At 45.8% G+C, this 13,136-nt stretch carries 12 protein-coding genes; 2 read left to right on the top strand and 10 right to left on the bottom strand.

Annotated elements, in window-relative coordinates:
* Positions 1-54: 54 nt before the first annotated feature.
* A complete protein-coding gene (locus tag H6F77_RS08460) occupies positions 55-669 on the bottom strand; it encodes a hypothetical protein (protein WP_190487266.1) in 615 nt (204 codons plus the stop codon).
* Positions 670-1,099: 430 nt separating this feature from the next.
* Here H6F77_RS08460 and speA point away from each other — a divergent pair, with 430 nt between their 5' ends.
* Positions 1,100-3,028, top strand: a complete 1,929-nt coding sequence (speA, locus tag H6F77_RS08455) for a biosynthetic arginine decarboxylase (RefSeq protein ID WP_199321246.1) — start codon at positions 1,100-1,102, stop codon at positions 3,026-3,028.
* A gap of 318 nt (positions 3,029-3,346) precedes the next feature.
* Here the strand turns inward: speA and H6F77_RS08450 are convergent, their stop codons facing one another.
* The 4 genes from H6F77_RS08450 to H6F77_RS08435 form a co-directional block, all read right to left on the bottom strand.
* Positions 3,347-4,519, bottom strand: a complete 1,173-nt coding sequence (locus H6F77_RS08450) for a nucleotidyltransferase family protein (protein ID WP_190487262.1) — start codon at positions 4,517-4,519, stop codon at positions 3,347-3,349.
* Between the two features lie 182 nt (positions 4,520-4,701).
* Positions 4,702-5,505 carry a segregation/condensation protein A gene (locus H6F77_RS08445; RefSeq protein ID WP_190487260.1) on the bottom strand — a complete coding sequence of 268 codons (804 nt, stop codon included), beginning with the start codon at positions 5,503-5,505 and terminating at the stop codon, positions 4,702-4,704.
* 15 nt (positions 5,506-5,520) lie between these two features.
* Positions 5,521-5,904: a LapA family protein gene (locus tag H6F77_RS08440; RefSeq protein ID WP_199321234.1), complete on the bottom strand. Its 384-nt coding sequence runs from the start codon at positions 5,902-5,904 to the stop codon at positions 5,521-5,523.
* Positions 5,905-6,070: 166 nt separating this feature from the next.
* Positions 6,071-7,219: an AI-2E family transporter gene (locus H6F77_RS08435; RefSeq protein WP_242022006.1), complete on the bottom strand. Its 1,149-nt coding sequence runs from the start codon at positions 7,217-7,219 to the stop codon at positions 6,071-6,073.
* Between the two features lie 84 nt (positions 7,220-7,303).
* On the opposite strand from H6F77_RS08435, the gene pdxH reads away from it, so the two are divergent.
* The gene (gene pdxH / locus H6F77_RS08430) at positions 7,304-7,948 is read left to right on the top strand and encodes a pyridoxamine 5'-phosphate oxidase (protein WP_190487258.1); all 645 of its coding nucleotides are present in this window, start codon (positions 7,304-7,306) and stop codon (positions 7,946-7,948) included.
* A gap of 200 nt (positions 7,949-8,148) precedes the next feature.
* Here pdxH and H6F77_RS08425 read toward each other — a convergent pair whose 3' ends face one another.
* The 5 genes from H6F77_RS08425 to H6F77_RS08405 all read right to left on the bottom strand — a co-directional run bounded on the left by H6F77_RS08425 (position 8,149) and on the right by H6F77_RS08405 (position 13,053).
* Entirely contained in the window at positions 8,149-8,331 is a 183-nt protein-coding gene (locus H6F77_RS08425; RefSeq protein WP_190487256.1) for a hypothetical protein, read from the bottom strand.
* Positions 8,332-8,782: 451 nt separating this feature from the next.
* Positions 8,783-9,445, bottom strand: coding sequence for an HAD family hydrolase (locus H6F77_RS08420; protein WP_190487254.1), 663 nt, complete (start codon positions 9,443-9,445; stop codon positions 8,783-8,785).
* Positions 9,446-9,498: 53 nt separating this feature from the next.
* Positions 9,499-11,529, bottom strand: a complete 2,031-nt coding sequence (locus tag H6F77_RS08415; RefSeq protein ID WP_190487252.1) for a hypothetical protein — start codon at positions 11,527-11,529, stop codon at positions 9,499-9,501.
* Positions 11,530-11,945: 416 nt separating this feature from the next.
* A complete protein-coding gene (locus H6F77_RS08410) occupies positions 11,946-12,674 on the bottom strand; it encodes a class I SAM-dependent DNA methyltransferase (protein WP_190487250.1) in 729 nt (242 codons plus the stop codon).
* Between the two features lie 157 nt (positions 12,675-12,831).
* Positions 12,832-13,053: a hypothetical protein gene (locus H6F77_RS08405; RefSeq protein ID WP_190487248.1), complete on the bottom strand. Its 222-nt coding sequence runs from the start codon at positions 13,051-13,053 to the stop codon at positions 12,832-12,834.
* Positions 13,054-13,136 lie beyond the last annotated feature (83 nt).

Raw genomic sequence — 13,136 nt, 5'->3', positions numbered from 1 at the left:
AGATTTCCCAACATACAAGCTAAAAACTAAATTCAGCAATCTTGAACTTATGAACTATTTATCAATGAGGGAAGACAAGGACTGCCGCTTGCGAATGTCCATCATGTCTGCCAAACTATCGTCACCCCAATCGAGGGGATGAGTTTCCTCTGGAGGCAAGATAGTAACAACGGGTTGCGGTGAAAAAGTTGTTACTGGTGGGTTTTGCATCGGGCGACTTGAAACCGGACGACGTTTTGGCGACGGCGGGCGTTTTTTGCGGACGGCGGCGGGCGCAGTAGTTGAACGCTTCAGGGGCTGGCGACGGCGGCGGGAGGGTTTCAGGCGTAGGGCAATTAAGATTAACACAGTTCCAGTTGCACAGCTTGTAGCGATCGCGCCGTACAACCACATAGGCAATCCTTCGCTAGCGGCATCTGGGCCAGAAGCGATCGCAATTGGTTCGGGGCTGGAGCCTTGCGTGAATACAGGTGTTGGTGTTGGTTTGGGTTCAGCTTTCTCCAGTTCGGGGGGGCCAGTACTAATCAGCCCTGTTGCGGCAATAGCGGCAACCAGAATTATAGAGGCCCACAGTCCTCCCCAAAAGGCAATCGGGCGCTTGTTGCTCAGCTGTATGAGAACATCAAGATTTAAGCGCTGTGCGGGACGGTTATCAGACGGGTTGAGCATCGATGCCCTCAACTATGACTACTTGGACGGCGTATGACTTGAGTTTCCGCTCTTGCCGAACGAAAGTACCGTTATGCATTTATATCAAAGTTTGGTCAACTACGATTAAACCATCGATTGCAATTCGACAAAAATTTTCTGCCATTTTAACTTTAGATTCCATCTAGGGAGATAAGCTAATACCTTAAAAAAATAGAGACAATAAGGCAGCAGAAAAAAACAGTAGCCTACAACACTACAACAATCAGTCTTCTAGCCGAATGCGATACACTAGCACTTCGTAGGGGATAGCGAGGGGAAATAAAAAATGAGTGTAGAGGTAACGCAGATTAGCGAAGAACCATCAGATGAAGCTGCGGTAGAAAAGTCGTCAAACAATCCCCGCCCGGGCGCCCTTGCCCGTAAGGAGCGCGGTGCGGCGAAACCACAAATGGCTTTGGCGAGAATTAATCGCACCGATGCACAAGGCAGAAATTGGATGATTGAGGATAGCGAGAATCTTTATAGGATTCAAGGCTGGGGCGAACCGTATTTTTCGATAAACGCCGCAGGTCACATCACAGTTTCGCCCAAAGGCGATCGCGGTGGCAGTTTGGATCTGTTTGAACTGGTCAATTCTCTCAAGCAGCGCAATCTAGGGCTGCCGTTGTTAATCCGTTTTTCTGATATTTTAGAAGACCGGATCGAGCGGTTGAATGCCTGCATGAATAAGGCGATCGCTCGTTACAACTATCCTGGTGCTTACCGGGGCGTGTTTCCAGTCAAGTGCAATCAACAGCGGCATTTGATTGAAGATTTGGTGAGGTTTGGCAGACCCCATCAATTTGGTCTGGAAGCTGGCTCTAAGCCTGAACTGATGATTGCTCTGGCGATGTTGGATACTCCAGGAGCTTTGCTAATCTGCAATGGCTATAAGGACAGGGAATACATCGAAACGGCGATTTTAGCCCAGCGCCTGGGGCATACGCCGATTATCGTGCTAGAGCAGGTTGAAGAAGTGCAGTTGGCGATCGAAGCTAGCCGCACGCTGGGAATTAAGCCAATTTTGGGCATACGTGCCAAGCTGAGTACACAAGGGATGGGACGCTGGGGAACTTCTAGCGGCGATCGCGCTAAGTTTGGCCTCACGATTCCAGAAATTATCCAGGCGGTCGATCGCTTGCGTGAAGCCGATCTGCTTGACTCCTTGCAGTTGTTGCATTTCCACATCGGCTCTCAAATATCTGCGATCAATGTGATCAAAGACGCTATCCAAGAAGCCAGCAAGATCTACGTCGAGTTAGCTCAACTGGGAGCTGATATGAAGTATATCGATGTCGGCGGTGGCTTGGGAGTGGATTACGATGGCTCTCAAACCAACTTCTACGCCTCGAAAAATTACAACATGCAGAACTATGCCAACGACATCGTGGCAGAGTTGAAAGAGGCGTGTGGCGAACATCGTTTGCCCGTACCGACGCTAATTAGTGAGAGCGGACGCGCGATCGCTTCCCATCAATCCGTCCTCATTTTTGACGTTCTCGGCACCAGCGACGTACCCTCCGGGCGTCCCGACCCCTACCAAGAGGGAGAACCCCCCGTTATTCGCTACCTCTGGGAAACCTACGAATCCATCAACAGCGATAATTTCCAAGAACTGTACCACGACGCTTCTCAGTTCAAAGAAGAAGCCATCAGCCGCTTTAATTTGGGAATACTGCGACTTACAGAACGAGCCAGAGCAGAACGGCTTTACTGGGCGTGTTGTGAGAAAATTCTCGCCATTATCAGACAGCAGGAATATGTTCCTGACGACCTGGAAGAACTCGAAAAAATCATGGCGTCGATTTACTACATCAATATGTCAGTATTCCAATCTGCGCCGGATTGCTGGGCTATCGACCAGTTATTCCCTATCATGCCCATTCATCGGCTAGATGAAGAACCCACGCGGCGGGCAATTTTGGCAGACCTCACTTGCGATAGCGATGGCAAAATCGACAAGTTTATCGACCTGCGCGATGTTAAGTCGGTTTTAGAGTTGCATACCCTCAAGCCCGGAGAACCCTACTATTTAGGGATGTTCCTCAACGGTGCTTATCAGGAAATTATGGGGAGCAATCACAATTTGTTTGGCGACGCCAATGCGGTGCATATCCAACTTACGCCCAAGGGATACCAAATCGAACACGTTGTTAAGGGTGACACGATGAGCGAAGTGGTTGGTTACGTGCAGTACGACGCTGAAGATTTAGTTGAGAGTATCCGACAGCGGACTGAGCAAGCTTTGCAAGACAAGCGGATTACGATTCAGGAATCCCAACTTTTGCTGCAAAACTACGAGCGCAGTCTCGGTCGTTATACTTATCTGTCTCCCTAGCACTAAAGGAATTGCGAAGGTGGATGCAGTAATATTTAATGAGTCAAAGCATCCGCCTTTTCTTTGTTTATTCTTGTTGGCTAGAGGGATAGGGAGTTTTGCTGATAATCTGCTATTGCCAATAGGCTAAAAGCATAATTATGTAGGGCGATCGCGCTTTTTTATAAATCAGCACAAGCAGTATTTGTGCATAAAAATATATTCTTGGTTTAATAGCCGCGATCGCCAAATATTCCCAAGCCAATTAGCAGCATATAAATAATGGGTAGTTGGTAATTTATTTTTACCAACTACCCATTACTAATTAACCGCTAACAATTACTGCTTAATCGCCTCACTTCCTAGCAGTTCTGCTATCGTCTGACTTTCTAGCGCTGCATTAGATGGCAGAACCTGACGGGTATCGGTAATTAACCAATCGAGTGCGGCTGCTTGAACATCAATTGCCGCCCCCGTCTTATCAATACAGTAGCGCCCAAAAACCAACTTATCCACCAACTGTACTCCTGCGCCTAAGCGGGAGTACTCAAAAATGACGCTGTTTTCTACCTTTGCCCCACTACAAACCCAGCAATTAGCCCCAATCATACTCGGGCCAACAATCTTTGCTCCATCTTCAATGCGCGTCATCGCACCGATATATACTGGCCCGGTGATGTCCACCTTATCCCAATTCACCGCAACATTCAGACCAGTGTAGATGCCAGGAAAAACTTCGCGCCCAGGAATCGCCACATTTTTTACTTCCCCCAGCAGTACGCTGCGAATCGCCCGCCAGTAGTCTGGCACCTTGCCAATATCAACCCACTCGAAGTCCATCGCAATCCCGTAGAACGGGGCATTATTTTCCACCAGCTTGGGGAACAACTCGCTGCCGATATCATATTCGACACCAGAGGGGATGTAATCCAAAACTTCTGGTTCAAAAATGTAAATACCCGTATTGATACTGGTGCTGAGGGCTTCTTCCACTGAGGGTTTTTCTTGGAAAGCCTTAATCCGGCCTTCTTCGTCTGTCACCACAACACCGTAACTAGGCACTTCTTCTTTGGGCACGGTTTTCATAATCACCGTGGCGATGGAGCCTTTTTCCTTGTGCCACTTCACCGCCGCCGTTAGGTCTAAGTCAATTAAGGCGTCGCCGCAGAGAACCACAAAGGTACCGTCAAAAAAGGGCCAGAAGTCCTGGATGCGGCGCATACCGCCCGCAGAACCCAGCGCCTTACCGACCATTTCGCCTTCAACAATGCTGCCTTCAAAAGAATAGGCAATTTCTACGCCAAACCGCTGCCCATCGCCGAAATAGTTCTCAATTTTATCGGCCAGGTGGCTGACATTGACCATAATCTGATCAAACCCATGCCTCCGGAGCAGTTCCAGTAAGAACTCCATCACGGGCTTTTGCATGATGGGAATCATCGGTTTGGGAATAGTGAAGGTAATAGGACGAACGCGGGTTCCTTTACCAGCTGCCAGAATCATGGCTTTCATGAATATTTGTTCCTCAACCCTTGGCCACTTCGCTCTTGTGTTATCAATTAGTAGTTAATAGATAGATTAGGCTAACCGCTTGATAGCAGGAGCGCTAAATCTATCCAGCACTGTGGATATTCTAGTGGTTCTGACTGTTATATACAAAGTTGCTCTACTAGGAAAATTCGCCCAATGCAGCTTTACAAAGCACGAATCTTGATGTCTTGATAGAACTCTTCTTGAGCTAACTCTACCTTAGACTGAGCCGATAGTAGTAGCAGTGCCCAAAACACACCCACGCGATCGTTGGACTGCGAGCGATGAGAACCAGCCTCTGGTAGATGCCCTGCCTCAACAGATGCGGGGGTCTTAGCCCACAAGTTTACCAGTTGATCGAGATGCAGCCAATCCTGTCCGGGGGGAAGAAGCGGCCAATGATCGGCTAGCAGGCGTTCGAGTTGTCCTGCTACTTCGGTGAGATTTTCTTGGTGAGCTAGGGCGGCGATCGCTCTTGCTGCCTGAGTGGAAGACTGGGTAATGCGACGGCGAATCTTTGGCGCGGGAACTTTTTCTTCGAGTATGTCTGCTATTTGTTTGATCTGCTCGATCAAATCCTGTAGCGTTACTGGCCGTCTTTGGGGCGGCATTGCGCTTGGGCGTCGTCGTATATGGCGCTCTAGATTTGAAGGCAACTGGCCAAATTGACTACTAAAGTCATCCGCAAGGTCTTCATCGATGGGTTCTTGCTCCTCTTCTGGCGTTGACTGATTTGAGAGAGTGTCTGCTTTGAGCAACACCAGCATAGACGCCCACAGAAAAGCCTGTCCGGACTGGGACAGATTTGCTTCAAAAGTGCTTTGACTCCCCCCGGTGTCTACACTCAGCGTACTCAAGTAGCGATCGATAACCTCAATTACCTGAACGTCCCAAGGGTCAATTTCCCCTCGCTGGGCGGTGTCAATCAAAAGCGCGATCGCTTCCTGAGCTGTCGAAGAAACCGTCATAAGCCTGAAATAATTCTAAATTTTGTTAGCCAATAGCTCTGTTGCTGGTGTCGCTTCGGTTTGTGTTTCAGCACTAGGCGGCAGTTGTTGTGGCTCTTGAATCTCAGCCTGATAACGTTCAATTTTTTGTTCTAGTTCCTGAATCCGTTCATCTTTCTGGCGAACAACACGAATTTCCTTTCTTGATATCATAGCCCGTTGCAACCGCGTCCATAGACTGAAAAACCATGCCAGAATAGCTCCCACGCCCATTGCCACAATCAGTTCTATGCATATGGGTGCTTGAACTTGGACTCCCTGCAAAAGTTGAATGGAAGCAGACTCAGTATTTTGCAAGCTGAATAGCACTAAGGCTAAACAAACAAGGAAGATCATCAAAAAGTTAAGCGCTCGTATCATATGAATTCTCCAACAAATGCAGATCACTTGCCAATTTTACAAGGCAGTTCTAATTGCTGGCAAAATTATCTACTTATCTGTATCTTGGCGTTTTGTTGTATTTACCAAAAATAGCAATTATGATAAAATACTATAAATTTTTTAGTTAGCAGAAGGCTGCAACAGCTTAAGGCATCGTTCCGTTGTCGCGATCGCTGGGAAGAACATCGTTTCTGACAATTGCGTGCTGGCGCATTCGGCGGATGGTGTCAATTGTGTCCTTAATAGTGCCAGCGATGGGGACTGAGACAAGGACGCCCAAAAGTCCGGCAATCTGCGCTCCTGTCAAGATGGAGATGAAAATCCAGATGGGGTTGAGGCCAGTAAAATCGCCAATTAACTTAGGAGCTAGTAAGTTATCGTTGATCTGTTGCATGAAGATTGCTGCGCTCGCTACCTGAACTGCTAACCAAAAATCTTTAAGCATTACCAGCAGCGTCACCAATCCAATTCCCAATGTAGCGCCGATAAAAGGAATCAGTTCGGCAAGACCGATCAGCAAGGCAAACAGTAGAGAATACGGCACCTTCAAAATCAAAAAAATTGGGGTTAGCGTTCCCACCATGAACAGTCCCAGCAGCAGTTGAGAAAGGAAAAAATTCTGAAAATTCAGCCGCAGCGATTCGCTTAAGGGTAAACCGATCTGAGGCGGCAGCAGACTAACCAAACCTTGCCACATGCGATCGCCATACAGCAGCATATAAAACGCCAGCACTATGACGAAAATCACATTTACCAATCCAGACACCGTACCCAAAGCTAATCCAACAGCTTGTGCAGCCACAGCCTGCACTTGACTTTCAATACGAGAGGTGATGCGAGTAATAAATCCCTTCAAATCGATGGGCAAACGCCGTTCGCGTGCCCAAATTTCCCACTGATTCAAATTTTCATTACTTGTTTTCAACCAATCGGGAATATTCTTTAACAACTCCGCCGTTTGGTCAATCAAAATCGGCACAAGGGTCACGCCCAAGAATCCCAAAAGCGTTAAAGTTAGCAGCAAAACGATTATTACAGCCTGATCTCTTTTCAGGCGAAACCGCTCTAATATCCGCACCGGGTAGTTAAGCAGAAACGCCAGGATCGCAGAAATAGTTAAGACAGTAATCAGATGCTCAAAATAGCGAAATGCCTGGGACAAAAGCCAGATATTTAAAGCGATAATTGGGCCGCTAAAACCCACTATCAAGAGGCGTTGAACATTGGGAAATCGGCGCATCACAAAAAAACCTATAGCATTGGCTGTGGGCGGAACTGGGCGATCTCGACTCAAAACCTTTAGACTCTGGACTGTGGACTATAGACAGTCTAAAGTCTAAAGTCTAAAGTCCACAGTCCAAACTCTAAACTCTCTCATATGGACACAAGCGTAGCCGACCTTCGTAAGGAATATACCCAATCTGGGCTAATTGAAGTTGATGTTGACCCCAATCCGTTCGGACAATTTCAAAAATGGTTCAACCAGGCACTCAAGTCACAATTGCCAGAACCCAATGCTATGACTGTTGCCACCACAACGAACGACGGTAAGCCAAGGGCTAGGATGGTGCTGCTGAAAGACTTCGACGAACGGGGTTTTGTCTTCTACACTAATTACGAGAGCTACAAAGCACAAGAATTAACGTCAAATCCTTGGGCGTCTCTAGTCTTTTGGTGGGCTGAACTCGAACGCCAAGTCCGCATTGAAGGGCGCGTGGAAAAGGTGGCTGATGCAGAGTCAGATGCTTATTTTCATAGCCGTCCTGCTGGAAGTCAGTTGGGTGCTTGGGCGTCTAATCAAAGTCAAGTCATCGCCAATCGTGAGGTGCTAGAAGTTCGGTTGCAGCAACTCAAGCAGGAGTATGAAAATAAGGAAATCCCTCGACCGCTGCACTGGGGAGGTTTTCGGGTTATACCGACAGCAATTGAGTTTTGGCAGGGGCGTCCCAGTCGGCTGCACGATCGTTTGCTTTATCGGCGGCTTGAAAATGATGCTTGGGTAATTGAACGTTTGTCACCATAAGACCAAGAGGTATTGGTTTTCCGGATAGGATGTTGACGAGTTTTACCTAATTTTTTCCTAAATCCAGAAGTCAAACGAACTTCAATGCCAAGGATGTCTTGGTAACAAAAAAGCGATCGCTTGCTCTATTTTGAACTACGCGATCGCTCTATTTTTTTAGGTTTAAACTATTTCTTAATATTTTTCTAATTGTCTGTGTCTTAAGCTACAATAGGTTCAGCAGTCTTTAAAGAAAGTGGAAACTGTCCGCTAGCTAAACGGCAAGCTTTCCATTCACCTTGAACTGATACGTTGAGAACGTTGCAAGTTCCGCCACGTCGTCCTAGAGGGTTGTAATATTGGCAATACCGACAGGCTGAAACTGAGCAATTTAAAGGTTCCATAAAAAAATTCCTGTGCTGGATAAAATCTAGGTTGAGATTCGTCGGTCTTTTATAAAGTATGCAATCGGCATCCATAACTTGTATGATTTGCACTTAAAACATTGCATTTCATCACAAAAATTTATGAAGCGCGTTGAAATCAAGCCTGAGCATTAACTCAGGGTTAAGTTAATAAATTGTTTTGATTACTTAAAGCTATAAATTATAAGGTTCCTAGCCCCCACCCACTTTATTTTTCTCAGGTAGTAAGATCGGCGATCGCCCCGCAATCATTAAACCTTAAGAGATAGTAAACTCCTGATAACAAAAATGTGGTTGCTTATGTCATCGAGATGTGACGACGTAAGCAACCACTACCAAAATCAGCTTCGTGAGAACGCCAGCGTAGTTGGTATCTAGGATTACAATTAAAGTTATTCAACTATCGGGCGATCGCAATTGCAAAGTTCTTCTATTTAGCTAATGGGGAATCGTCGTAGCGTGCTAATAAATCGCCTGGATCGTCATAGATAGCGATCGCATCCTTTAACTGAGTATCATCGAACCCGCCGCAGCGTACTGCAATAACATTAACTCCAGCTTTATTAGCAGACTCAATATCGTAAGGAGTATCGCCAATCATCAAAGCTTGGTTCGGCTCCATATTTATTTTTTTCAATGCAGCTTGCACAATATCGGGTGATGGCTTAGAGTCTTTCGCATCGCTTGATGTTGTCGCTTCATCTAGCAAATCGTCAACTTTTCCTGCTTTAAGCAAGAGGGAAAGTTCTTCAGATGTAGCCGAAGTAGCAATAACTAGCCGCAATCCTTGCTCCTTCATATGCAACACAAGTTCCCTCGTTCCATTAGCAGAAGGTAGCGTAGGCGCAAATTTTTCGATCATCAGTTCTTTGCGCTTTTGGGAAATAGCTTTTCCATCACCTTCTTCCTTATTAAGTCCTGGCACCATCTTTGGTATAACTTTATCGCCACCCATACCGATGAGGGGTCGGACTTTATCGAAAGGCACATCATAGCCATAAGTTGCAAATGCCTCCACCCAAGCTTGAGCGTGAGCATCATTACTGAGGATAAGGGTACCATCAACATCGAGAATTACTGCTTGCAATGCCATTGTGAAATCTCCTAATAACTAAAAGTAAGGTGGGGCATTCCCCACCTACTCAACTAATCTTTTAAGGCTACATTAGGTAGCACTTCCGGGTCGTCATCCAACGACAGAAGATATTGAATTAGATCGGTTTGTTCTTGAGTAGTGAAACCCGCTTTCTTGTCTACCCAATAGTTGTGTCCGCTGCCATCTACATTTGATTGTTGTAAATCGGGATTAGCGCGATTAGCTGCGATCGCCGCCTTACGCAAGTTGCGATCTAACAACACTCGCAGACTCGCGCTGGGGTCGGGTTGAATGTTTTTCATCAGCGTGCCTGCCATACCCATTTGGGTGCGATCGCCAACGAAAAAGCCCTTTTTACCTGGCTTCAGCGCACTAGCACTAGCTGCCACACCTCCATCGTGGAGATAAGGTGCGGTAACGGCAAGCCCAAGTAAGGTAGGTACTTTATAGCCGCCAGCAGGGTTGTTGATAGCAAAGGCTAATTCTAGCGATTGCTGCGGTACAAGATCGGTTGGCACTGGTAATGTTGGGGGATTTGGCGGTAAAGGTACTGCAACGTTACTCGGATAAGTCTCCGGCGAAGTAAAGATGCGCGGGAAAGGAGACTGCGCCGGACCGCGCGATCGCTGAGTACCGATTTTATTAGCCGGAATTACCTCATGGTTGGTGAAGTAGCGCCCGCTATGACACTCAACGCAACTCGCCCGCGTGAAAATTGCTGCACCGCGTTTGAGTGTCTCGCTACTTGCAGTTTGCACGGGTGGTGGTGCGAGGGTGTTTTGCCACGCAGACATTCCATTGAGTTGTTCGCCTACGTCGAACCCTGGTGAGGAAGCCATCAACCCATCGAGGATAAAGGGCGAACCTTTGGGAAAACCAGGCATAGGGATCACCTCATTCATCCCCGGATACCCTGGCGTGGGATCGATCTTGTCAAAGAATTTTGATGGCCTTGCGCCTTGGGGCAAGCGGAAGGATTTATTTGCAGAATTTTGCAAAATTACGCCCAAATAAGTTTCTTTATCGATACCCAGCAGCGGTTCGCTGGAATCAGCCCCAGTTGTAGCGTCTGAGTTGGTTCCGTGAACGTTGCTATTGAGGGTAGTCAATCCGTGAAACCAGCCGATAGCAGCATTTCCACTCCATCCATAAGGCCAAGTTTCGTGAGTATAGGAGGGCGGATTTTGCGAGGGATTGTTGACCATGTTGCCCGTCGAATCAAAGCTACCGGGAGGCCAAGATAATAAATCGGCATCGACGGCATCTTCTACAGTTTTGGCGTTGGGGAGATGCGCTGTTTCACCGTTGGCGTTGATGTAGGAGCGATCGCCTGGTGGCAATGTTGTAGGATTAACTCCAGTCTGGCGGAATAGTGCTGCTGAGTTGGTGGCAAATGCTAATAGTAAACCAGTATCGACATCGATGTTAGGCGCACCTTCAATAACTCGACCCGTGTTGTTATCTACTGTTGCATGACACAAGGCGCAGGTAATGCCAACTCGCACTTTACCTTTTTCGATGCTGGTACGCATTCCCAAGGGAATAATCGAACCAGAGGGAACGTCCATCCCGGTGTTGAGTAACGTACCTGCTGTAAAAGTTTTACCGCCTATAGTGACATCTTTATCAATAGGAATTTGCAAATTTGTTGTATGCTTGCCTCCAAGACGCGCGATCGCTTTTGTCATTGTCACGAGGTTGATTGGCCCATTCAACGCACCAACTACCTCTGTTTGGAAAACTTGATCTTTAAAGGTTTCTGAGTAAAAACTCTTGCGACCGAGGTTTATTAATTCTTCAGTAACAGCAACAGCCCCACTTTCAGGAGAAAGTTGCTTGCGTCCTTCCTCAGTTTGCAATAAGTTTGCTGCTTCCTCTTTATCAACAACCTTACCCAGTACGTCATAAGATCCAATCCCTGATGGCGCAGGTTTGGTTAAAGGCGTGTAAGTGTTATAGACGCTGGGTGTTGCGGGAAATGCTATTTCAATTTGGAAGGCTAAAAAGCCTATGAATAAGATAACTAAACTAAGTATGAGGAGTGGGCGCAATACTTTGGGCAACACCTTCGTCGATACCATGATGCCTCGATGAGCGATCGATTACCAGAACGAACTTTAAAGGTAAAAACGCTCTATATCGTCTGTCTTGGGGGGGAACCGCCCGAATTTTATAATTTTATGCTAATAAAAGCGCGGCTAGCTACAGCAACTACGGTCAACACCTTGGAAAACAGACAAGGCGGGAAAGCATATTGTGCAAAGGGGAGTAGTTGTAATCACACTACAGATATCCCCACCGTATTTATAGTGGCTGCGTGCGGCTGTATGAATCGCTATTAAGGATTAAGATAATACATCATAAATAAAATATTTTTTTTGGCAATTAAAATAACCATGCCTTAAGATAGCGCCATAAAATTGCCCTTATTTATCAGGAAACTTCTCTTAAGATATTCTGGTGGACAGAGATAGGGAAACTACCTGTAAAATCTCCTTTATGCTTTGGTTGCTATAAAACCAGCTACAGCCTTTCTTAATTTTAATTCTCCATATCCGCGAATAATTCTTACTCGAAAGCCAACTTCACGGAGTTCTTTTGCAACTTCAGTACTCTTATATAATTGGACTCTGTGGGTTTCTTCGCTTTTTCTATAAAACTCGCCAATTTTGCGAAACATTGAGATTTTGCGAATTAATTTATTTTCTTTGGTATCCTCTTGTTTTTCAAGAAAAATTACCCAGTCTTCCCCTTCATAATAATTTTTTTGGGCATGGATTCCGCTTACATAGCCTGGTTGAGCGATATCAAAAATAAATATACCGCCTGGTCTTAATGCTTGGTATATTCGGGCGAATATATCTTTTAGCTCGGATTTATCGTGTTCATCAAATTGATAATTTAAGCATTCTCCTAGTGAGGTTACAGCATCGCATTTGGGAAAATTGAATTTAACAAAAGATGCTTTTTGTAGATTTGCCTTTGGCGCTTTTATTCTTGCTAAATCTAGCATTGCGTCAGATATATCTATCCCCAAAACATCATAACCAGCTTCGGTAAGAGCGTTGGCCCATATCCCGCTACCACAGCCTATATCGATAACTAGACCCTTTTGTATACCTTTCTGGCGCAATATTTCAAGTAAACCAGGCGCGGATTTCTTGGAAAAATCTCCAAATCCAACATCGTGAATGTACGCCAGATCTTCTTCGTAGCCTTGAGTCATACACTCAAATACTGCCTAATGGTCTAAATAATTTAAAGGGTAAGTATGTGGGCGTAAATAAATAAAGCTAGTTGTATGTTGCCCAAATACGCGCACTTAAAGAGCAATTTACTTAGAATGTTTATTAAAAATTATAGATATTAGTAACTTTTTTTAATTAGAGAAAGTGCAGATTTCTAATTTTGCGTGTCACCAACTTCTCTGCTCCTAGAGCAATGAGAAAACCACCTCCAAGGCAAACAGCTTTTGAAAGATTGCCGCTCTCAAAAACGAATCCAGCAATTGCTGCAACTACTCCTAATACTACATATATCCATAGGAGCCAAAGTGGTTGAAGTTTTAGATATTTTAGTAATAATTCGTCATGCTTGTTGAGCATAGCACCTACAACTACCTCAATTTATGAGAACCATGAAATATATATTCAACCGCCTACTGGGGTGTAATAGGCTTATTCGTAAT

This window comes from Microcoleus sp. FACHB-831, assembly GCF_014695585.1.
GTDB lineage: Bacteria > Cyanobacteriota > Cyanobacteriia > Cyanobacteriales > FACHB-T130 > FACHB-831.
Note: the sequence above shows the minus strand (reverse complement) of the source record. Positions and strands in the feature narration are given on the sequence as shown.

Bases quoted from the DNA above. Each gene is read 5' to 3' on its own strand.
- pdxH (WP_190487258.1), top strand. From the start codon at position 7,304: ATGGACACAAGCGTAGCCGACCTTCGTAAGGAATATACCCAATCTGGG.
- H6F77_RS08440 (WP_199321234.1), bottom strand. From the start codon at position 5,904: ATGATACGAGCGCTTAACTTTTTGATGATCTTCCTTGTTTGTTTAGCC.
- H6F77_RS08420 (WP_190487254.1), bottom strand. From the start codon at position 9,445: ATGGCATTGCAAGCAGTAATTCTCGATGTTGATGGTACCCTTATCCTC.
- H6F77_RS08410 (WP_190487250.1), bottom strand. From the start codon at position 12,674: ATGACTCAAGGCTACGAAGAAGATCTGGCGTACATTCACGATGTTGGA.
- H6F77_RS08460 (WP_190487266.1), bottom strand. From the start codon at position 669: ATGCTCAACCCGTCTGATAACCGTCCCGCACAGCGCTTAAATCTTGAT.
- H6F77_RS08415 (WP_190487252.1), bottom strand. From the start codon at position 11,529: ATGGTATCGACGAAGGTGTTGCCCAAAGTATTGCGCCCACTCCTCATA.
- H6F77_RS08425 (WP_190487256.1), bottom strand. From the start codon at position 8,331: ATGGAACCTTTAAATTGCTCAGTTTCAGCCTGTCGGTATTGCCAATAT.
- H6F77_RS08445 (WP_190487260.1), bottom strand. From the start codon at position 5,505: ATGACGGTTTCTTCGACAGCTCAGGAAGCGATCGCGCTTTTGATTGAC.
- H6F77_RS08405 (WP_190487248.1), bottom strand. From the start codon at position 13,053: ATGCTCAACAAGCATGACGAATTATTACTAAAATATCTAAAACTTCAA.
- speA (WP_199321246.1), top strand. From the start codon at position 1,100: ATGGCTTTGGCGAGAATTAATCGCACCGATGCACAAGGCAGAAATTGG.
- H6F77_RS08450 (WP_190487262.1), bottom strand. From the start codon at position 4,519: ATGAAAGCCATGATTCTGGCAGCTGGTAAAGGAACCCGCGTTCGTCCT.